Origin of the sequence: Okeania sp. SIO2B3 (assembly GCF_010672525.1) — a bacterium.
Classification (GTDB): Bacteria; Cyanobacteriota; Cyanobacteriia; order Cyanobacteriales; family Microcoleaceae; genus Okeania.
The window spans coordinates 1-20,845 of record NZ_JAAHGH010000120.1 but is presented as its reverse complement, the minus strand read 5'-3'; the positions used below and the strand labels follow the sequence as shown (position 1 = coordinate 20,845).

18 protein-coding genes are annotated in these 20,845 nt (G+C 34.4%); 13 read left to right on the top strand and 5 right to left on the bottom strand.

Translation table 11 applies throughout. The annotated features are described in order from the left end of the window. Window positions 1–350 precede the first annotated feature (350 nt). Window positions 351–758, top strand: coding sequence for a hypothetical protein (locus F6K15_RS33360; RefSeq protein ID WP_293069720.1), 408 nt, complete (start codon window positions 351–353; stop codon window positions 756–758). A 445-nt stretch (window positions 759–1,203) separates the two neighbouring features. Here F6K15_RS33360 and F6K15_RS33355 read toward each other — a convergent pair whose 3' ends face one another. From F6K15_RS33355 to F6K15_RS33345, 3 genes are all read right to left on the bottom strand, one after another. Next, window positions 1,204–1,833, bottom strand: a complete 630-nt coding sequence (locus F6K15_RS33355; protein WP_293069718.1) for a 4Fe-4S single cluster domain-containing protein — start codon at window positions 1,831–1,833, stop codon at window positions 1,204–1,206. Between the two features lie 43 nt (window positions 1,834–1,876). Further along, the gene (locus tag F6K15_RS33350; RefSeq protein ID WP_293069716.1) at window positions 1,877–2,671 is read right to left on the bottom strand and encodes a radical SAM protein; all 795 of its coding nucleotides are present in this window, start codon (window positions 2,669–2,671) and stop codon (window positions 1,877–1,879) included. Between the two features lie 1,463 nt (window positions 2,672–4,134). After that, window positions 4,135–6,285, bottom strand: coding sequence for a Tex family protein (locus F6K15_RS33345; protein ID WP_293069714.1), 2,151 nt, complete (start codon window positions 6,283–6,285; stop codon window positions 4,135–4,137). A gap of 1,328 nt (window positions 6,286–7,613) precedes the next feature. Here F6K15_RS33345 and F6K15_RS33340 point away from each other — a divergent pair. From F6K15_RS33340 to F6K15_RS33325, 4 genes are all read left to right on the top strand, one after another. Then, window positions 7,614–8,483, top strand: coding sequence for an MBL fold metallo-hydrolase (locus tag F6K15_RS33340; RefSeq protein ID WP_293069712.1), 870 nt, complete (start codon window positions 7,614–7,616; stop codon window positions 8,481–8,483). Between the two features lie 637 nt (window positions 8,484–9,120). Beyond that, complete coding sequence (locus tag F6K15_RS33335; RefSeq protein ID WP_293069711.1) at window positions 9,121–9,261, top strand: hypothetical protein; 141 nt, start codon at window positions 9,121–9,123, stop codon at window positions 9,259–9,261. Window positions 9,262–9,340: 79 nt separating this feature from the next. After that, window positions 9,341–9,625: a hypothetical protein gene (locus F6K15_RS33330; RefSeq protein ID WP_293069709.1), complete on the top strand. Its 285-nt coding sequence runs from the start codon at window positions 9,341–9,343 to the stop codon at window positions 9,623–9,625. A gap of 18 nt (window positions 9,626–9,643) precedes the next feature. Further along, window positions 9,644–9,778, top strand: coding sequence for a PIN domain-containing protein (locus F6K15_RS33325; protein ID WP_363269246.1), 135 nt, complete (start codon window positions 9,644–9,646; stop codon window positions 9,776–9,778). Between the two features lie 183 nt (window positions 9,779–9,961). Here the strand turns inward: F6K15_RS33325 and F6K15_RS33320 are convergent, their stop codons facing one another. Further along, window positions 9,962–10,489, bottom strand: coding sequence for a DUF4351 domain-containing protein (locus tag F6K15_RS33320; protein ID WP_293069722.1), 528 nt, complete (start codon window positions 10,487–10,489; stop codon window positions 9,962–9,964). 202 nt (window positions 10,490–10,691) lie between these two features. On the opposite strand from F6K15_RS33320, the gene F6K15_RS33315 reads away from it, so the two are divergent. From F6K15_RS33315 to F6K15_RS33300, 4 genes are all read left to right on the top strand, one after another. Further along, on the top strand, window positions 10,692–11,507 hold the full coding sequence (locus tag F6K15_RS33315) for a PD-(D/E)XK nuclease family protein (RefSeq protein WP_293069707.1): 816 nt from the start codon (window positions 10,692–10,694) through the stop codon (window positions 11,505–11,507). After that, window positions 11,504–13,768, top strand: coding sequence for a Piwi domain-containing protein (locus F6K15_RS33310; RefSeq protein ID WP_293069706.1), 2,265 nt, complete (start codon window positions 11,504–11,506; stop codon window positions 13,766–13,768). Before F6K15_RS33315 ends, F6K15_RS33310 begins: the two co-directional genes overlap by 4 nt. Window positions 13,769–13,805: 37 nt before the next feature. Next, window positions 13,806–14,444: a Uma2 family endonuclease gene (locus F6K15_RS33305; protein ID WP_293069705.1), complete on the top strand. Its 639-nt coding sequence runs from the start codon at window positions 13,806–13,808 to the stop codon at window positions 14,442–14,444. Between the two features lie 69 nt (window positions 14,445–14,513). Next, window positions 14,514–15,152 (top strand): Uma2 family endonuclease, encoded by a 639-nt coding sequence (locus F6K15_RS33300; protein WP_293069703.1) that lies wholly within the window; start codon window positions 14,514–14,516, stop codon window positions 15,150–15,152. Window positions 15,153–15,251: 99 nt separating this feature from the next. Here the strand turns inward: F6K15_RS33300 and F6K15_RS33295 are convergent, their stop codons facing one another. Beyond that, entirely contained in the window at window positions 15,252–15,464 is a 213-nt protein-coding gene (locus tag F6K15_RS33295) for a hypothetical protein (RefSeq protein WP_293069701.1), read from the bottom strand. Between the two features lie 273 nt (window positions 15,465–15,737). Between F6K15_RS33295 and rpsU the strand changes: the two genes are divergently transcribed. The 4 genes from rpsU (at window position 15,738) to F6K15_RS33275 (ending at window position 20,553) form a co-directional block, all read left to right on the top strand. After that, window positions 15,738–15,926 carry a 30S ribosomal protein S21 gene (rpsU, locus tag F6K15_RS33290; protein WP_011613894.1) on the top strand — a complete coding sequence of 63 codons (189 nt, stop codon included), beginning with the start codon at window positions 15,738–15,740 and terminating at the stop codon, window positions 15,924–15,926. 682 nt (window positions 15,927–16,608) lie between these two features. Beyond that, window positions 16,609–17,289: a deoxyribose-phosphate aldolase gene (deoC, locus tag F6K15_RS33285; protein WP_293069698.1), complete on the top strand. Its 681-nt coding sequence runs from the start codon at window positions 16,609–16,611 to the stop codon at window positions 17,287–17,289. Window positions 17,290–18,326: 1,037 nt separating this feature from the next. Beyond that, window positions 18,327–19,172: a DNA repair protein RecO gene (gene recO / locus F6K15_RS33280; RefSeq protein WP_293069696.1), complete on the top strand. Its 846-nt coding sequence runs from the start codon at window positions 18,327–18,329 to the stop codon at window positions 19,170–19,172. Continuing rightward, entirely contained in the window at window positions 19,159–20,553 is a 1,395-nt protein-coding gene (locus F6K15_RS33275; RefSeq protein WP_293069695.1) for an MFS transporter, read from the top strand. The genes recO and F6K15_RS33275 overlap by 14 nt, the downstream gene beginning before the upstream one ends. The last annotated feature ends 292 nt before the right edge of the window (window positions 20,554–20,845 follow it).

Here is a 20,845-nt window from a genome sequence, read left to right as displayed (position 1 = left end):
AGTTCTGCTGTGATCCACTGTTCCATTGACTGACTTTTGGTTAAACTCTGAGTTTTTATAAATGAGAATACACAATCCCTAGATTTTGTCAAACCTTATGTTAAGAAAGATGTGGGTAATGGATAGCTTGGAAAGGGGGAGGGGCTAGGGGTGGGTTCACTCCCCTACCCCTGAGGACTGAGGACTGAGGACTGAGGACTGACTTCTGAGGACTGAGGACTGACTCCTCTTGGCAGTTCGAAAAAATATCGAAAAATTTATGAGAAATTTTGTGAAATTTTGTGATAAATTATGATAAAGTGTTACATAACATAACAATATCAACATAATACATTTAAGGATAAGAACAGATGAGTGGATTTATCGGAGCATTTTTTGGACTATTTGGCGGTAAAAAGGCCGAAGATCAGGGTAGCGGTGAAGCTTTTTTCCTAGATGCAGATAGTGCAAGTAGTCTTGGTGATGTAAACTTTATGCGGAAATCTATTGCAGTTAAGAGGAGCTACCCCAAAGCAGCAGGTAAGATTAATTTGATAGAAGGAGAGACACAAAAGACTGCTTCCTCTATGCAAGTGAAAGAAACTGTAGGAGAAGCTAAAACTGCTTCCTATTCTCCTAGCACATCTACTACTTCTTCTTCTAGTTCAACACAATCTTCTACATTGACTTCTACTACTGTAAAGCCTCGTAGTATTAGTAATTCTAATTCGGAAATAGATTTCACAAGCATGGCTCGTAACATCAAGAAGAAGAAGTAATTTCTTTTTTTTACTAGGTTCTATAGTTTATAGATTCTTAATTTAAAATATAGCAGTCCAATTTAGGTTTTGAAACTAGATCGTTGAGGTAATTTATTATTGCACAATAGCATAGTTTCAAGACCTGATAATAATTGCTATATTTTTTGTTTCTGACTAATAACTTATGGCCATTCTCACAGCACAGAGAGTGGTATAAAATACCAATTCCCATGCATTATTGCTATACTTGGGCAGTACTTCAGTTGTCAACTAATCAGTACAAGCAAAATCACTTTGCATACTAATTTCAGCTGGCGTTAATGTTAATTATTCTTATGTTTGCTTCCCCTCCTGGGAGGGGTTAGGGGTGGGTCCACTCCCCTACTTCCCCTCCTGGGAGGGGGAGGGGCGAGGGGTGGGTCCCCTGCTAAACAAAATGCAGAAAAGTTTTTGATAAATGGTATTACTCGCCCAAACCTAACTGTCCCCAATAACCAGTAAATATCCGACTGCCATCTTTAAGCACATGAATTTCTAGGCGATCGCTTGCCCAATTTAATTGATTTTTTAATATTGGATTAAATACTCTCACTCTTTGATTACTAGAAGAAACTAAGGAATTAGGAGAGTGAATAGCTAAGGTTTCTATAAAAGGACCATCAATTAAAATATCTAACTGAGATAATAATTCTTGAGCAGCTACTGGAGCATTTTTTGATTCTAATTCTTGTAGAGTAAATCCACTAAAAGACATTACATTTAAACCACGAGCTTTTAAGATTTTTGCTAATTCTGTCAGTGCTGATGCTTGTAAAAATGGCTCCCCTCCAGAAAAGGTAACTCCTGTATTTCGAGGATTATTTAATATTTTATTTGCTAGTTCTTCAACGCTTATTAAGTGATTAATATCAAAAGACCAAGAATCAGGATTAAAACATCCAGCACATCCACGTTTACAACCTTGTACCCATACTACAGCACGACAACCAGGTCCGTTTACTTCAGATTCATCAATATAGCCCATAATATTGAGATATCCTGATGGAATTTCTACTGGTGTTTTTGTTGATAATTCGGCTGTTAAGTTACTCATATTTCTATTTACTTGTTTTTTTTATCATCAAACAACCAGGATGTTATTTCTGTTTATAACGAACAGGAATGTTAGTATTTTTGTAAATTTCTTCGGCAAAATTTTGTAACTTTTCTTGGTTAATACACTTTAATTTTTGTACTGCATAAGGATGATATTCTGTATGATTTCCCCTGCCATCTAATTGACGTTTTATAGGTTTAGGTCTAGTGGGGGTGTTAAGTTGAATTTCATCTGGTTTGAGATATTTTATCAAGTTGATATATTCGACTTTGTTTTGAGTATTCCATGGAGATAAAATCATTGTTTGGATTGCTAATTTACCTTGATATTTATCTCGAAAATCTTTGATATTTTGCCAAATATCTGACAGATTTAATATTTCTGCGGGTCGATTAATTCCTTGTAGTTGTTTGGAAGTTACTGCGTCTATTTTGATTGATACTCGATCTGCTAAAGTTAAGGCTAATTTAACTTCTGGATTAGTTAAAGTTGTGCCATTTGTTAATACTAATATGGGTTTGTTTGTTAATTTTTTTGTTTCTTGTAGAATTTCTTTTAAATTCAGAGCTAATGTCGGTTCTCCACTGCCACTAAGAGTAATAATATCCACATCCCACGGCGCAAATTTTTGCAGATTTAATAATATTTCTGTGGTAGAGACATAGACTGAGCGATCGCTTATTTTTTGTTCTATTTCTCCTAATTGACAGTAAACACAATTGAAGGAACAGGTAGAGATTTTGCCTATGGGGTCTATTCCTAGAGAGCGACCATATCGCCATGATTTTACTGGTCCATATACTGGTATAAATTCATCAGTTAATTTTGTCATCATTTGATTTAATTTTTATTTCTTACATTTATTATCTATATAGTGTTTTTAAATGAGATGTAAATCTAGATTGAGCTTTTTTCTAATCAAAAAATCCTGTCTTGAGTATCCATTAATTATTGTGCAAAGCTACTATTTAATGCTGTTTTTTCTTCTTTACTGTTCCCAGAACCGATGTTCCCTGTACCCTTTTGAGTAAGACTCTGTTTCCGCATTTCAAATGAAAAGGGTATAGTATTTTTATTTGAGATGTATAGCAGAAGGAACAAGGAAGAAGAAAGAAGGAAGAAAGAAAAGTCTTACTTTGTCTGAGCTTTAAATTTTTGAAATGTCCTAACCTTTCCTTCAACTGATATAAATCTAGATTCAGGTGTTTTATAAGAAAAAAAGCGCGGCGATTAATTAGCTTAGTTTCTTGTGTTTACCGAATAATTAATAATTCAATAATTCAATAATTCAATAATTCAATAATTCAGGTTTAAAGCCTCCCCTTTCAAGGGGAAAAAAGCGGTCGTTTGCGGAGCAGTCCGTTAGGATGGGATGGCGAGGTTTCCTCGCCATATCCAATCGACCAAGAGAATAAATTTTTTCCTGTTATTCAATCCTCTTCGTTTTAGGGAGAGGTAATTATCAACTATCAATTATTGAATACTATCTTAATGCTGTTTTCCCTCCTTTACTATTCCCTCCATACCTTTTTCATAGCACTTGGTCTTCACACCCCATATCAAAAGGCTATATAAATAATTTTTGTCGAATTCACAAATCTATTTTTCAGTTTGTTATCTCTAATTTTATACATCTTTACTGGATTTCAATTAATCAGGGGGTACTATATTTTTTGTATTCTAAGAAATCATAAAATCTGCATATAATTTATAATTTTTTTATTAACGAAGATAGATATAAGTAGATATTTTTTGAAGTATTGCAGTATACAAATATTCTGTTTTTTTACATAAATTAATAAACTGACAACATATTCGGTGATTAATACGGTACAACTGACAAGGTTATTTCAGTTATCAGTTATCAGTACCTCTAGCAATAAGAAGACTTGACATCAGGAATATTCTCTTTTCTCTTGTGCGAGCATCCTGGTCTAGAGAGTATGGGAGTAACAGTATGGGAGCAGTAGTATGGGAGCAGTAGTATGGGAGCAGCAGTATGGGAGTAACAGTATGGGAGTAACAGTATGGGAGTAACAGTATGGGAGCAGCAGTATGGGAGTAACAGTATGGGAGCAAGATGCTCCCACTATTGTGTCTGGTAACAAAAATAATTACAATGCACCACCGCCATTATTATTCGTAATCATCTTTTTTTGGCGTTGGTGAAAAGAGTTATGAGATCATGTCCGGATAAGAGCGCGATAGAACTCCGTTCCGCTTACGCAACCAAAAAACTTTCTTCTTCTATTCCTTTTTCTTCTCTCCTGACTCCTGACTCCTGACTCCTATTTAAACTTACTTTCGCATAGATAAACCAATTCGTTTTAACTTTTCATTTATTTCCAAAACTCTTACTTTTACCACTTGCCCAACTTTCACAACTTGCTTTGGATCTTTAACAAAATAATCTGCTAATTGAGAGATATGTACTAACCCATCTTGATGTACTCCCACATCAACAAAAGCTCCAAAATTAGCGACATTAGTTACTATTCCTTCCAACTCCATTCCTACTTCTAAATCTTTAATTTCTTTAATTCCTTCTCTAAAAGTTGCATACTTAAATTCTGCTCTAGGGTCGCGTCCTGGTTTTTCCAATTCATTGATAATATCTTTGAGTGTTGGTTCGCCAATTTTATCGGTTACATACTTTTTTAAATCCAGAGATTTTACTCTATTTGAGATTTGATTAATCTGATTTATTGATACAGCTAAATCTTGAGCTATATTTTCTACAACTGAATAACTTTCTGGATGTACTGCGGTATTATCTAAAGGATTTTCGCCGCTCCGAATTCTTAAAAAACCAGCACAAAGTTCAAAAGTTTTACCTCCCAATTTTGACACTTTCAAAATTTCTTGACGATTCTTAAAAGCTCCATTTTCATTCCGATATTTAACTAAATTTTTAGCGACTGTAGAACTCATACCAGAAACAAAAATTAGTAGTTCTTTGGAGGCAGTATTCAAATCTACTCCTACATAATTCACACAACTTTCTACTGTCTCATCTAACTTTTTTTTCAACAATTTTTGGTCTACATCATGTTGATATTGACCGACTCCTATAGACTTAGGGTCGATTTTTACCAGTTCTGCTAAAGGGTCTTGTAAACGTCTGCCAATACTAATAGCTCCCCGCACTGTAATATCTAATTCTGGAAATTCTTCTATTGCTACTTTAGAAGCAGAATAAATTGAAGCACCAGATTCATTTACTATGACCTTTATTGGCTTTTTATCTAAAGTAGAAATTACTTCGGTCATAAATTCATCTGTTTCTCTTCCTGCGGTACCATTACCAATAGCAATAAGTTCAATTTTGTACTTTTGAATTAATTCCTTAATAGTTGTAGCAGCTTGTTGTTTTTCCGCCGCAGATTTATGGGGAAATATTGCTTGATATTTTAAGAATTTCCCCGTTTCATCTAACACAACAACTTTGCAACCCGTTCTAAATCCTGGGTCAATTCCTAAAGTAGGTTTCATCCCTGCTGGTGGAGATAATAATAACTCTTTTAGATTAGTTTCAAAAGTTTTAATTGACTCAATATCTGCCTCAGCTTTCTTTTGCCCTCGAACTTCATTGATTAAAGAATTTTTCATCAAACGATTCAAAGCATCCTTCAGCATTTCCTGATAAAAACTTCTGACTTCTTTAACTCTAGTTTTAATTTCTGAATCTGCTAAATAAGACAGTACAAAATCTCGGTCAAAATCAAGTTCTAGATTTAATACCCCTTCACTTTCTCCTCGTAACAAAGCCAACATATTATGAGGAGCAATATCTTTAACATTTACCCGAAAATTCCGGTACATTTCAAACTTAGTAGTACCTTCTGGATAATCATCTTTAATTTTGGAACTAAAACAACCAGACTTGAGAAAATATTCTCTGATGTAAGAGCGTAACTCAGCTTTTTCTGCCACTGACTCTGCCAAAATATCAGATGCTCCTTGAATTGCCTCTTCTATATTTTTTACACCTTTTTCTTCATCAATATACTTAACAGCTTCTTGCTCAATAGATGTAGGTTTTGCTTGAGAATTATTCAGAGACTTAATAAATTCTGCCAAAGATTCTAAACCTTTTTCCTTAGCAATAGTCGCCCTCGTCCGTCGTTTTGGTTTATAGGGAAGATAAAGGTCTTCAAGTTCTGTTTTTTGCAGACATAACTCAATTTTTTCCTGTAATTCATCGGTAAGTTTTCCAGCATCATTAATTGCTTTGATAATCACCTTTTTTCTTTCTTCAAGTTCCTGAAGATAAGTAAATCTATCCCAAATATTTCGCAGTTGAGTTTCATCCAAAGAATTTGTATATTCTTTCCGATAACGAGCCACAAAAGGAATAGTCGCTCCTGTATTTAACAGATCCAAAGCATTTTTAATACTTTGAAAATGGATCTTTAACTCTTGAGCTAAAATTTTATGTATGTCCAACATTAGGCATTTATGCAAATATATTTTTTGATAATTTTATACATTTTATCGCAAAAGGTAGCTAGAGCTGAAAGTTGATTATTGATAAGTACCTGTGCTTGGATTAACTTAACATTTGTAATTAGGGAATAGGGAGTAGAGAGTAGGAATAAAAAATATACTTGTATGATTTCTCCGTGGAGCTAAAAATAATTTTTCCTACCTATTTAACCAGACCATCAAATATAAAATTAATTTGGTTTGACTAAATATTCTTTTCTTTCAACTATTCTGTAAATTCTAACCTTCGTGAATACTACAACAATATTTATGGAATAATTAAGGTAAAAACTCTCTCCTCATCCAGGATAAAAAAGAGCAAAAAAAATATCATCAATTCAATCCCTTTTCAGGAGAGATAATTGTTAATTCTTCATTTTTGAGAAAATAACTAAGGTAAAAATCCTTTCCCCATCCAGGAGAAAAAAGAGTAAATTTTTTTCATCAATTCAATCCCTTTTCAGAAAAGATAATTGTTAATTCTTCATTTTTGAGAACATAACTAAAGTAAAAACTCTCTCCCCATCCAGGAGAAAAAAGAGCAAAAAATTTTTTCATCAATTTTATCCCTTTTCAGAAAAGATAATTGTTAATTCTTCATTTTTGAGAACATAACTAAAGTAAAAACTCTCTCCCCATCCAGGAGAAAAAAGAGCAAAAAATTTTTTCATCAATTTTATCCCTTTTCAGAAAAGATAATTGTTAATTCTTCATTTTTGAGAACATAACTAAAGTAAAAACTCTCTCCCCATCCAGGAGAAAAAAGAGTAAAAATTTTTTCATCAATTCTATCCCTTTTCAGAAAAGATAATTGTTAATTCTTCATTTTTGAGAACATAACTAAAGTAGAAACTCTCTCCCCATCCAGGAGAAAAAAGAGTAAATTTTTTTTCATCAATTCTATCCCTTTTCAGAAAAGATAATTGTTAATTCTTTATTATTCATTCTTGAATAAGCTAGTAATCTGTCTACTTTAAAATAATCAATAGATGTTTTGAACCTTAGATTTTTGGTTAATACTTTTTGGAATTACCTACCCATCAAAACTATCTTGATAGACAATTAAACAGATATAGAAAATTAATTACATCGATTTAACATCTTAGTATACCCTGGTATCAAAACCACAAAAATGGTGATTTTTTATGAAATAGATAAGTAAATTAAACAGCCAAACTAGAAAATGGTTTCCAACAATGAATCGACAAACTAAATCTCCTCAAAGCACGAGATATTTTGAAAAATGTTAAAATTAATTTTAACCGATAGTCAAAAATTTAAAATAGGTAAAAATGGCTAAAATTCAATTACGACGTACTGAAAATATTAATGGCGATATATACGTTGATAGTACCTGTATAGATTGTGATACTTGTCGCTGGATGTCTCCTACAGTTTTTCATCGAAATGGAGATAAATCAGCAGTTTATCATCAACCAAAAAACGACAAAGAAAGACAAGAAGCAATACAAGCTTTACTATCTTGCCCAACAAATTCTATCGGTACTATTGAAGCACCAAAAGATATTAAAAAAATTCAACAAACCTTCCCAATTTTAGTAACAGATAATGTTTATCATTGTGGATATCATTCAGAAAAATCTTTTGGTGCAGCTAGTTATTTTATTGTCAGACCAGAGGGAAACATTTTAGTTGACTCACCCCAATTTTTACCTCCATTAGTGAAGCGTTTGGAAGAAATGGGAGGAATTAAATATATGTATTTAACCCACCAAGATGATGTAGCAGACCATCAGAAATTCAGACAACATTTTAACTGCGATCGCATCCTTCATGTAGATGATATTTCTTCAGATACTAATGATGTAGAAATAAAATTAACTGATACAGAACCATTTTCCCTTACTCCTGATTTATTAATTATTCCTGTACCTGGTCACAGTAAAGGTCATACAGTCTTACTATATGGAAAATTTTTATTTACAGGCGACCATCTAGCTTGGTCTAGTAGTTTAAATCAACTTTATGCTTTTCGTCGTTATTGTGGGTATTCTTGGTCAGAACAAATTAAATCTATAAGTAAACTAATACCTTATAATTTTGAATGGATATTACCAGGTCATGGTCATCGATATTATGCTGATACAAAAACCATGGAACAACAGTTACAAAAGTGTATTAATTGGATGGAAAAATTATGAGTTTTTCTAACAATTATGACGATTAATATAAACTGGTTAGGATTTACAGAATATTCCAATTATATTAAGTACAAATATTAATAATTAAATGTTTGTAGTGCGGGCATCTTGCCCGCGAGGAGTATACCTCAATAAGGTGGAATTCGCTGTATCTCAATTATCAAAAATAACACTATAAAAAGGGGATTCAAAAATTAAGGTCAAGGTGGCTTTTTCCCTCCCTATTTTTTATCAAAATAATATGGGTCTAAAACCCCGCCTTGATTGGCGAAATATTTTTGGAGAGTTGCTCACGCATCCCCTACTTCCCCTCCCCTCCTGGGAGGGGTTAGGGGTGGGTTGGGAGGGGTTAGGGGTGGGTTAACTTCTGACTTCTGACTTCTGACTTCTGACTTCCTTAAAATCCCCTCTTTTATTTGAATGAAACAGATTCTAATATATTCGATTAAGAAGGGTGCATCTCTTATGTGCAAAAATACTTTTTTCCTATATATTCTCTGTTACCTGTTGCCAGATGAGCTGTTGCCTAAAAGCGATAAATTTTTGGTTTTATTCATGCATTGAGATGCACCCTTTCTATCTGCTATAGTAATAGTAAGTATCTGACTAAAATAGTAGACAAAAAGGAAGTTATACTATGAACGAAAATATTGTTTCTGTGGAAAACGTAATTAAACAAATAGATGGAATGAATCTGGAGCCACAATTAGAATTAATTGCTTATATTGCTAATAAAATCCATAAATATAAATCTTCACCCAACAAAAAAACTCTTTAAAAAGTATCATCGGTAGTGGCAAAGGATGTTTTGCTACTCCTGAAGAAGTAGATAATTTTATTAATCAAGAGCGAGATAAATGGGAATTTTAGAAGCAATTACAGGAACACGAGTTTATTTAGATACTAATATCTTTATTTACGCAGTAGAAGGATATGCTGAATTTAAAGCTTTATTAAATGAGTTATTTGAGGCTTTTGATAATGGAAATCTCAAAGCCATTACTAGCGAATTAACTTTAGCAGAAGTTTTAGTAAAACCATTAATTGATAATAATACTGAAGTTTGTTTAACTTATGAAAATGCCATCCAAAACTCGCAATTGCTTGAAGTAGTACCAATAAATCGAAAAATTCTGATATAATCAGCTCGATTAAGAACCATAATTAATTTAAGATTGCCAGATGCAATTCATGGTGCAACTGCAATTTTAAATGGATGTGAAACTTTTTTAACTAACGATAAACGCTTAGAGTCTCTTTCTGGTATTAATGTTATTATTTTATCTAATTTATAGTCGCCAAATATACTGTAGGTTGGGTTAAGCAGTAGCGTAACCCAACAACACTAATATACATTGAGATTCAACAAATTACTGTTAGGTTGAGGAACCCCTAAACCTAACCAACAAAGTACTATTTTTTTATTATAACCATTTGACAAAAATCATATTAATTATCTTTCTCTTTGATTCAGAAAACTAACGTTCCTCCAACCAACTTTCTAAATCCTCCAAACTATTAAAATCTAAAATCTCCTCCGTTAAATTTTCCAAATCAGACAAAAGTAAATCTTTAATCTGACTACTTATTGTCTCTGGAATTTCTCCAAAAAGCTTTTTCAGTAAACGCATAACTAGAGCAATTGTTTGATTCAGCTTTCCTTGTTCTTTCGCATAAATTATTCGTCCTCTTTCATCTTGCATTGCTATTGCTCGACGCTCAACTATATCTAATTCTTCTACCGTCATATTAATTATATTAGCAATATTTAAAGCCTTTTCTATTTCAGAAACTTCCCCCAGATTCTCTGGAATACTATCCAATCTGTTAGCCTCTTTCAGAAAATAAATCCACTTATCAGTCAGAGTATTTAACTCAGATAAAGCTTTCTTGAATTTCGGCAATTCTAGGAAAATTAATCGCAATTGTTTATCAAGACATTCAAAATTTTTAGTCTCCTCCTTAAATACAAACTTATTGATAAAATCATCCTTTTTTTCAAACAGAATAAAATCTGTACAAGAACTTCAAACCACCAGTCGAAGTCCAAACTTACGCAAAGCAGCAAAACAAATGCTAGAGGGCTTGCAAACCTTAGAATTGGCCAAGCAAACAGATCGGGCCAAGTCAGTCAAAACTCAAGCAGCAATTTACGAAATTCTGACAAAATAGACTTTTTACCGCCTTCTACCATAGAAGGCTAAATCTATGAAAAAATTTTTGCCATTTGCTAGCTATAATCTCTTGTTGCTATTTCAACCTCCTGTGGGGCGAGAACATTTTCACTGCGATATGAAACGAGGTTTCACTAAGGTGCGGAAAGAAGAACCTAAAGTTAAGGCACTTTTGGAAGATAATACCCCGCAACGAATAGGTTTACTTGCACAAAAAGGGGTTTATGAATTTCACGAACATCCTGAAATGTTTTCTAGGAAGGATGGTGTTGAGCAAATAGCAGAAATTTTGCAATTAAATCAAGAATTAGCAGAAGTTCAGCAACGAGTTTTAAATATTCTCAAAAACTATCATCAACACCCCTTTTTACTTAACAAGAAAATCATTCAACTTAGTCGAGGTGACGAGGGTTTTTCTGAACCAATTTTGATGGAGATAGGGGATTCTAAGTTCAATTTTTATGCTGCGATCGACTGCATTTTTCAAGAATCAGATGATACGCTTCATATATTAGATTTTAAGACTGGAAAATCTGATATTGATAGAAGACAAGGTTATCTTTATCTATTAACAGCTAGTTATTTGTACCCTCAACAAAAAGCTGTTGCTTCATTCTATAATTTAGATACTTGTGAACATTCCGAGCTTATTAGAGCAGATGCTTATACTTTAGAAGCATTTGCTATAGAGATGAAAATAATAGCTAAAAAGCATCAAGAAGAAAAGAAATCATACTACTATTATCGTCAGGAATTTAGCACAGTCTTTCGACCAAATCCTGGTATTGCCTGTAATTATTGTCCTTTTAAAACTATTTGTAAATTTTCTGTATCGGAGGTTTCTGTATGACTCTTGCTAAGAAGATGCAATATCAAGCACCTGCATCATCACCCACAAGATATTTGAGTGAGATTTTTCCACTGGAAGTTGATAAACTAAATGTTCAATGTTTTCGATTAAATGACAAAATAGAACGTCAGGTGGGAAATCAATTTGCTTGGCGTTTCTGTCAAAAGTTTTCTGACATTGAAAATCTTCGTGATATTGTTGTCATCTGGGAAAAAGGAGATTTTTGGGTATTAGCTAAATCTAATCAGTCAATGCCTACTTCACAACAATACAAACAAGTTTTGAAAGAAACTCAAGAAGATTTGAAAGAAGATATTGGCGATCGCTTTTTGTCAATTCAATGGGTCCGCAACCCTGAAATAAATGCTTCTGTCAAGGCTCAATTAGCTGTGAGAATCTTAAAATTCAACGGAGCTTTTTCCGCAGAAACTATTAAATCTGAAAATCAGGTTAAAGTTAAGCGAGAAGTAATTTTTGGAGCAGAAATTTTTGAAGTAGAAGGTGTTGAAGTTCCAGCTATTTTTTTAACTCCAAAGACTTATTTTTCTTTTGGAGAAGACTTAGCTTATTTTTTTGAAAATCATCCTTTTCGACAGAATCCAGAAAAACTTTTGATAGGTTTAAAAGTTAGAGATATTGAAAAAAATAGTTCTGCTACAATTGTTAAATTAGTAGGAACTATTGGGGAACGTAGCAAAGAAATTTTGGAGAAAGCAACTGGTTCAACTAGCAAAGAAAAACTCAGAGAAGCACCAGATGAACAACCTGTTGTAGCTGTTAAATTCGGGAAAAATCCTAAAGAATTTCACTATGCAATGGCAGCCCTACGACCTTGTGTGACAAGTGAAACTGCTCATTTATTTAAAGTAGAATATGGAGATTTGTTGAAGGCAACTAAAATTTCTTATACAGAGCGACAAAAATTTTTAATCTCATCCAAACAAAAAGCTGAAGAATCTCTGTCTATTTATGGGTTTAAGGTAAGAAATAAATGTATTAATAGCGCAAGTGATGAATCATTATTTTTCGATTCAGAACTAAAACTTAAAGAAACTAAACTATTATTTGGAAATGGTTTTATTGGTAAAAGAGATAAAGTTGTAACTGGATTATCTCAAGGTGGTGTTTATAGTCGTCACAAAGAGTATAGTGACCGATCGAGAGCTATTAGAATTGCTGTTTTAAAAGTTGGTAATTTTAAAGTAAAAAAATCTTTACTTGATGAAGTACAAAAACATCTGAAAAAATATAAATTTGAAAGTATAATTTCTAAAATTACTTCTATTCCTGTTAATAGCGCTAGTCTAGCAGAAGATAGAAGCAAAGTAGAAAAAGCTGTTAATGAGTTAATAGAAATTCCTGCGGATATCGTCTTAACAATTCTCCCTCAAAGTGATCGTAATGCTGATAATAATGAAGAAGGAAGTTTCTATTCTTTTATCTCTTCTCGTTTATTAAGACGGGGACTTGCTAGTCAAATTATTTATGAGAAAACTTTGGCAAATTCTAATAATTACAAAAATATTCTCAATCAAGTAATTCCTGGTATCTTAGCAAAACTAGGAAATTTGCCTTTCATTTTAGCTGAACCTTTGGAAATTGCTGATTATTTCATTGGTATAGATATTTCCAGAACTCCCAAAAAAAGACAAACAGGAAGTCTAAATGTTTGTGCAAGCGTTCGTTTATATGGTAAGCAAGGAGAGTTTATTGGTTATCAACTAGAAGATGCTTTAACAGAAGGAGAAACAATAGAGAAACGAACCCTCGAAAGATTTCTACCTGCTGCTAAACTCAGTAGGAAAACTGTACTCATTTATCGTGACGGACGTTTTTGTGGGGATGAAGTTAAGCATTTGCGGGAACGAGCAAAAACTATTCATTCTAAATTTATTTTAGTGGAATGTATTAAATCTGGCATTCCCAGACTGTTAAATTTTCAGAACCCAAATATAACAGCACCCACAAAAGGTTTAGCACTTCGTTTATCCTCCCATGAAGTAATTTTGGTGACAACTCATGTAGCTGAAAATATGGGTTTAGCTCAACCTTTACGCCTAAAAGTTATTCCTGATGATGAGCAAAAAATATCACTAGAAAATTTAGTAGAAGCAACCTTGAAACTAACTTTGTTGCATCATGGTTCCCTCAAAGAACCACGCTTACCCGTACCTATATACGGTTCAGATCGTATAGCTTATCGACGGTTACAAGGTATTTCTCCAGGAGCATTAAATGGCGATCGCCAGTTTTGGCTATAATAAAAAATACACCTTTTCAACTTTTCCCACAAAACCCATGAACAAAACCCAAACCGAACTACCCACAGACACTTGGATAACAGCAACTTGGGAAGAATATATCCAAATTATTGAAGACCCAAGTTACGAAAAAGCCAAAAGTTATTACAACAACGGAAAATTTAGAATTGAAATGTCACCAGGATACAGACACGGTAAAGACCACATGGTTATTATTACCATAGTTAACTTATTTGCGATGGCAAAAAAGATTAAGGTAGATGGCACAAATGAGTGTACTTATCGCAAAACAGGACTTCGAGCGGCTCAACCAGACGCTTCCTTTTATTTTAGAGAAAATGCAGATGTAGTTTCTTGGGAAGCATCTATTATTGACCTAGATATTTATCCTCCACCAAATCTAGTTATAGAAGTTGCCAATACTTCCCTTGCTGATGATAAAGGGGAAAAACGTTTGCTGTATGAAGCAATGAATGTAGCTGAATATTGGATAGTTGACGTACAGAAACTAGAAGTTATTGCCTTTGCTATTGCTAAGGTCGGTAGTCAAAGAATTAACCAGTCTCAAGTTTTGCCTGGTTTAGCAATTTCTTTATTAGAAGAAGCACTGCAACGCACTCGTCAAGAAAATCAAACTCAAGTTTACACTTGGTTATTCAGTCAGTTTCAGTCGTAGAATTTGCTAAGGTAGAGCGATCGCCTATTTTGGCTATAATCAAAAATACACCTTTTTTCCTGTAAACCCATGAACAAAACTCAAACTCAACTACCCACAGACACTTGGATAACAGCAACTTGGCAAGAATATATCCAGACTATTGAAGACCCAAGTTACGAAAAAGCCAAAAGTTACTACAATCAAGGAAAACTCAGAATCGAAATGTCGCCATTAGGATTCAAACATGGTAGAGACCATGCAGTTATCATCACAGCAATTAATGTATTTGCTGGTATCAAAAGCATTAACCTCACCTGTATAGATAATTGCACTTACCGCAAAACTGGACTTCGAGAAGCTCAACCAGACATTTCCTATTATATTGGAGAAAATGCAGATGTAATTCCTCAGGAAACATCTATTATTGAGCTAGATATTTATCCTCCACCAAACCTAGTTATTGAAGTTGCCAATACTTCCCTTGCTGATGATAAAGGGGAAAAACGCTTGTTGTATGAAGCAATGAATGTTGCTGAATATTGGATAATTGACGTGCAGAATGTGGAAGTTATTGCTTTTGCCATTGCCAATGGAGGTAGTCAAAGAATTAACCAATCTCAAGTTTTGCCTGGTTTAGCAATTTCTTTCTTAGAGGAAGTACTGCAACGCACTCGTCAAGAAAATCAAATCCCAATTTACACTTGGTTATTAAGTCAGTTTCAATAGTAGGGAATAGGGCCGCTACGCGGAAGTCATGCATCGAGTGCTAATTGGCGAGGTTTCCTCAGAATGTAAGACGCATATCTGACAGTCAAAAGTTAAAATTCAAAAATATTGATTGGTAAAGCTTTTAGGATTTTGCAACTGGTTAGTTATTTCTGCCATCCTGCAATAGGCAATAGGAGTGAAAAACATTTCCGAGATTCTAAGATTCATCATCCGCATAAGTCTTAACCAATTTTTTTTTAGCTTAAGGATTTTTATATAGCGATCGCTCAAAATTAAATAATCCTTATGAAAAACCAAAATTTTTGGCATTGCTGAGGGGTGGGATGAATATAAGTTCAGAAATCATCTTGAATCATAAGTATTGATTTCGATTATACCACAATTAGACCATTTCCTTCTTCCTTATTTAAAGATTAGATAATTTATGCTAATATACTAAAACTTGAAATGTTAGAGCTATTTAGAGTAGTAGCCACAATTGGCTAACCTTGCTTTCTATTAATTGAACTAGCAAAGAATAACTACTTTTGCTCCACAAAACAAAAATAAAGTAAAAATATCTATTAGGAGGATAATGCATAGATGACCCAAGTGATACTAGGAGAAAATGAAGGAATTGAATCTGCATTACGTCGATTTAAACGACAAGTTTCTCAAGCTGGAATATTCCCAGATATGAAAAAACATCGTCACTTTGAGACACCCATTGAAAAACGGAAGCGTAAAGCAATGGCTCTACAAAAACAAAGGAAAAGACGTTCCCGTTATTAATCTTTATTGCTTTATTGTAATTTGAATTTGTTGTCAATTAGTGTCTTTCTAAGTCTATTAGTCATTAAGAAGCTGTTAAGATAACTTTTGTTGAGACGCCTGGGCGCGTCTCCCTGACACTACTAACAAAAAAAGAGCTAAACATTAGCAATTCCTAATATTTGGTGAGGTACAAATTTCTAGGTTTTAGGCGATAAGCTACAGTAAATAAAAAGATAATTGTGCCTCACCTATGGTGAAAAATCCTATATCTTAAAAATCATATTTAGAGGATATCTGAAAAGTTTTTTGATACTGAATTTTGCCCCCCGAGCAAGCCAACTTTGGGGGGACAAGAGTCAATTTGCTTCTAAAAGTCCCCCTATTTTGGGGGATTTAGGGGACTTGGATGTAGCAAATGGGACTTCTCAGATAACCTCTTATAAGTAACCATTTTCTGTTTAATTAATATTAATTTAAAAATTGAATTTGACCGAATAATTAATAATTAATAATTAAATAATTCTGGTTTAAAGCCTCCCCTTTTAAGGGAAAAAAGCGGTCCAGGGATGGCGAGGTCTCCTCGCCATATCCAATCGACCAAGAGAAAAGAGAATCTTCCTTATATTTAATCAAGAACGGTTAAAACCGGAGGTAATTATCAATTATCCATTAATAAAACTATATTTTGGGAGAGAAAAAAATGGCTGTAGAGCAGCCGGAACTTATAGATATTTCCCCTTTTATTGACCACTCTTTATTAACAATTACCGCCACCCCAGAACAAGTTTCAAAATTCTGTACGGACGCTGAAAAATTTAAGTTTCCATCAGTTTGTGTATATCCTTACTACGTCAAACAAGTAGCTGAACTTCTCCATGGCAAACATCCAAAAGTTTGTACTGTAATTGGTTTTCCTCATGGTCAAACTACTGGTACCGCTAAATTATATGAAGCTTCAGAAGCAGTAGAAAATGGCGCTTCAGAATTAGATGTGATGATTAATTTGAGTCAAATCAAAACAGGCCAAACTAATGAATTACATCGGGAAATTGCGGAAATTTCTGAGGAAACTGGTAAAGCAGTTAAGGCCATTTTAGAGATGGCATTACTTACAGAAGCAGAAAAGCGATTAGCGACAGAAGTCTTAATGGATTCTGGTGTGGCTTTTATTGTTACTAATACGGGATGGTATGGCGGAGCAACCGTGGCGGATGTGCAACTGCTCAAGGAAATGACCAAGACTAATGTGGGAATTAAAGCTGCTGGAGGAATTAAAAATTATGAGCAAGCAGTGGATCTAATTTCTGTTGGTGCTACTCGGTTAGGTACATCTCGTGGTCTAGAATTGCTCAAACAACAAAAGGACAAATCCGGATATTGACATTATGATTTTAATAGTTTTGTGGAATGGGCATCTTGCCCGTTCTTTATATTTTCGGATGGGCAGGATACCCACCCCACTTATATTCATCCCTTAATTCAGCAACACCCATTTTTTTATACTGAATTAAACTAATTTGATACAATAATTACTTATTAAAATTGCGCATCGCATCTGGAAAATTTTGATAAACTCTATATTTAGTGTAGCACTATAGTTTGTACTTAGTATATATAGTGTTTTGACTCAAATTTGATGAATAGGAAGCGATCGCTATTAGCTGATATGGCAGTCAAAAGAAAAAGTTTAGACACATCAAAAGCTGAAAACTGAGATAATTCCAGATTTTTCCTTCTTTTCTAGATAACTAATCCCTTTGTTCCTGATTTTTTGATGATTTGATTATATTTAATTGTCTGAATATGATATAATTAGCGATTTAAATTTGGCATCGCATCTGGAAAATTTTGATAAACTCTATATTTAGTGTAGCACTATAGTTTGTACTTGGTATATATAGTGTTTTGCCTCAAATTTGACGCATAAAAGCGATCGCTATTAGCTGATATAGCAGTCAAAGGAAAAAGTCTAGACATATCAAAAAAAGTCTAGACATATCAAAAGCTGAAAACTCAGATAATTCCAGATTTTTCCTTCTTTTTTAGATAACTAATCCCTTTGTTCCTGATTTTTTGATGATTTGATTATATTTAATTGTCTGGATATGATATAATCAGCGATTATTTAAATTTGGCATCGCATCTGGAAAATTTTGATAAACTCTATATTTAGTGTAGCACTATAGTTTGTACTTAGTATATATAGTGTTTTTGCTCAAATTTGACGCAGAGGAAGCGATCGCCATTAGCTAATATAGCAGTGGAATGAAAGGGTGCGGACATACAGCTTATTCGGTGGTGAAAATATCAGGAACGGGCAAGATGCCCATTCCACAAAGCTATTAAAACCTACATTCCGCATTTATGTAACGCCATAACTAATCACTTTCTTTCTTCTTCCTTCTTCCTTCTTAAAATATGGCCCGAACCTACAAAGCAACTGGAATAAATCTTAAAGCTATACCTATAGGTGAATCAGACCGTTTATTAACGATTTTGACTCCAGAATATGGTTTGATTCGAGTAGTAGCACCAGGAGTGAGGAAGCCAAAATCCAAATTGGGCGGCAGAAGTGAACTATTTGTAGTCAATGAATTATTAATTTCCCAAGGGCGATCGCTTGATAGAATAAATCAAGCAGAAACAATACTATCCTACGCGGGTCTTAGTCAAAACTTAGGAAAACTAGCAGCAGGTCAATATCTAGCAGAATTAGTCCTCCATCAAGCCTTAAGCGAACATCCCCAAGCAGAACTTTTCTATCTTCTCAGCGAACATTTGGGACGTATAGAAAAATTACAAAACAAAACCGACCGTCTCTGGTATACCCAACTCATATCATATCTCGCTCATGGCATTTATCATCTATTAGCCATAGAAGGAATTGCTCCCCAAGTACAAATCTGTTGCATTACTGGACGTCCATTACAGCCAAACTTTAATCATCCTAATTGGCAAGTCGGATTTAGTATAGATTCAGGTGGAGCCATTAAACTTGCCGATAATTCTGTAATTTCATCTTCACAGCAGCAAGTTAGGATGAATACTATGCTAAATGCCAATCAACTTTCACTATTTCAGCAGTTAGCTCAACCTCAGCTCAATGCTCAGGTGGAACTCACTTCTCATCAAGATTGGGTCATAGTTGAAAAACTTTTAAGAAAATATACCCAATATCATTTGGGTTATTCTATCCGCTCTGCGGCTCTTATCGATACTTATTTACAATCCATATCTCCTTCAATAAAAAATGCAATTGTCTGATTCCGAGTTAAATACAAATACAACAGAAAAACAAGAAACACAACCAAAAGCAGACCCTATTTCGGCTACATCCTTAGCAGACATGGAACCCGAACGTGGACTTTTGCCAGTACTGAAAAATGGTAAATTTTTAATCCTCTGGAGTGGTCAAGTATTTTCCCAACTTGCAGATAAGGTTTACCTGGTACTGACGATCGCTATTATTGCTAATCAATTCCAAGCAGCAGACCAGACTATAAGTAGATGGGTATCGGCAATTATGATTGCTTTTACTATTCCTGCGGTACTATTTGGAGCTGGAGCTGGTGTCTATGTGGATAGGTGGCCGAAAAAGATAGTATTGGTGGCCACCAATCTACTGAGGGGAGGATTAGTTTTGATTCTGCCACTGATATTGTGGCTGTCTAACGATTTTAATCTGGGCAATTTACCTTTGGGATTTTGCTTAATGTTACTTTTAACTTTTCTAGTTTCTACCCTCACTCAATTTTTTGCCCCTGCTGAACAAGCGGTAATTCCTTTAATTGTGGAAAAGCGACATCTACTTTCGGCTAATTCTTTATATACAACTACTATGATGGCTTCTGTAATTATTGGCTTTGCAGTGGGAGACCCATTATTAGAATTGGCTGATAGTTTAGTAAGCAAAATTGGTGTAGGGGAAGCTATAGGTAAAGAGTTGGTTGTGGGAGGGAGTTATGCGATCGCTGGTTTATTACTAATTTTAATCAAAACTGGGGAACAGAAGGACTTAAGTGAAAAGGAACAACCTCATATTTTGGCAGACCTGGGAGATGGCCTAAATTACCTGAAAAATCATCTTCAAGTTCGTAATGCGATTATTCAACAAATCATTTTATTTTCTATTTTTGCAGCTTTGGCAGTATTAGCTGTACGTTTGGCAGAAATTATTCCTGGTATGGAGGCTGAAGAATTTGGATTTTTATTAGCTGCTGCTGGCATAGGTATGGCTATGGGCGCTGGAATAGTGGGTCAACTTGGACATTGGTTATCCCACTTCCAACTTAGTCTGATTGGATCTATAGGAATGGCAATTTCTTTGGTTGGTTTGTCGATGTTTAACCAACAGTTGTGGGTAAGTATGGGTTTGATTGGTATTTTGGGAATGTTTGGCGCAATAGTGGGAGTGCCGATGCAAACTACTGTTCAAGCTGAAACCCCTGAAGAAATGCGGGGTAAGGTATTTGGTCTCCAGAATAATGCGGTTAATATTGCTCTTAGTTTGCCTTTGGCTTTAGCGGGAGTTGCAGAAACTTTTTTGGGTTTATCGACAGTTCTTCTTGGGTTGGCAGGGGTGGCAATAGTAGCAGGTATATTTTTCAGTACCGTTCATAGCTCAACTAATCAAGGCCAGCATTGAGAGTCTTAACAATCAGCGAGCTAATAGACCTTAGTTGAATAGTTCATAAAAATATAGTCAAATACGAATCTTTGGTTGAGAATGTAGTAGAAGCTAAACATAAAAAATGGCGGTCCGAAGTTAGCCAGGGTGATTTATCCCCTGGTTGAATAACGACGCGCGGGTAATAAAGCGGCGTAAAAGTCTGGTATACTAGCGGAATAAGGAACAAGGTTTGTCGCCATGACAAGACCGCGCTTTGCGGTGAAATTCCGGCGGACAGGAGACGGGGAATTAATTTCTTACGACGGCT

What these genes read in the sequence shown, in the direction of transcription:
- rpsU (WP_011613894.1), top strand. Translation starts at nt 15,738, where the DNA reads ATGACCCAAGTGATACTAGGAGAAAATGAAGGAATTGAATCTGCATTA.
- F6K15_RS33330 (WP_293069709.1), top strand. Translation starts at nt 9,341, where the DNA reads ATGGGAATTTTAGAAGCAATTACAGGAACACGAGTTTATTTAGATACT.
- F6K15_RS33275 (WP_293069695.1), top strand. Translation starts at nt 19,159, where the DNA reads ATGCAATTGTCTGATTCCGAGTTAAATACAAATACAACAGAAAAACAA.
- F6K15_RS33345 (WP_293069714.1), bottom strand. Translation starts at nt 6,285, where the DNA reads ATGTTGGACATACATAAAATTTTAGCTCAAGAGTTAAAGATCCATTTT.
- F6K15_RS33360 (WP_293069720.1), top strand. Translation starts at nt 351, where the DNA reads ATGAGTGGATTTATCGGAGCATTTTTTGGACTATTTGGCGGTAAAAAG.
- F6K15_RS33335 (WP_293069711.1), top strand. Translation starts at nt 9,121, where the DNA reads ATGAACGAAAATATTGTTTCTGTGGAAAACGTAATTAAACAAATAGAT.
- F6K15_RS33340 (WP_293069712.1), top strand. Translation starts at nt 7,614, where the DNA reads ATGGCTAAAATTCAATTACGACGTACTGAAAATATTAATGGCGATATA.
- F6K15_RS33305 (WP_293069705.1), top strand. Translation starts at nt 13,806, where the DNA reads ATGAACAAAACCCAAACCGAACTACCCACAGACACTTGGATAACAGCA.
- F6K15_RS33315 (WP_293069707.1), top strand. Translation starts at nt 10,692, where the DNA reads ATGAAAAAATTTTTGCCATTTGCTAGCTATAATCTCTTGTTGCTATTT.
- F6K15_RS33300 (WP_293069703.1), top strand. Translation starts at nt 14,514, where the DNA reads ATGAACAAAACTCAAACTCAACTACCCACAGACACTTGGATAACAGCA.
- F6K15_RS33295 (WP_293069701.1), bottom strand. Translation starts at nt 15,464, where the DNA reads ATGCCAAAAATTTTGGTTTTTCATAAGGATTATTTAATTTTGAGCGAT.
- recO (WP_293069696.1), top strand. Translation starts at nt 18,327, where the DNA reads ATGGCCCGAACCTACAAAGCAACTGGAATAAATCTTAAAGCTATACCT.
- F6K15_RS33350 (WP_293069716.1), bottom strand. Translation starts at nt 2,671, where the DNA reads ATGATGACAAAATTAACTGATGAATTTATACCAGTATATGGACCAGTA.
- F6K15_RS33310 (WP_293069706.1), top strand. Translation starts at nt 11,504, where the DNA reads ATGACTCTTGCTAAGAAGATGCAATATCAAGCACCTGCATCATCACCC.
- F6K15_RS33355 (WP_293069718.1), bottom strand. Translation starts at nt 1,833, where the DNA reads ATGAGTAACTTAACAGCCGAATTATCAACAAAAACACCAGTAGAAATT.
- deoC (WP_293069698.1), top strand. Translation starts at nt 16,609, where the DNA reads ATGGCTGTAGAGCAGCCGGAACTTATAGATATTTCCCCTTTTATTGAC.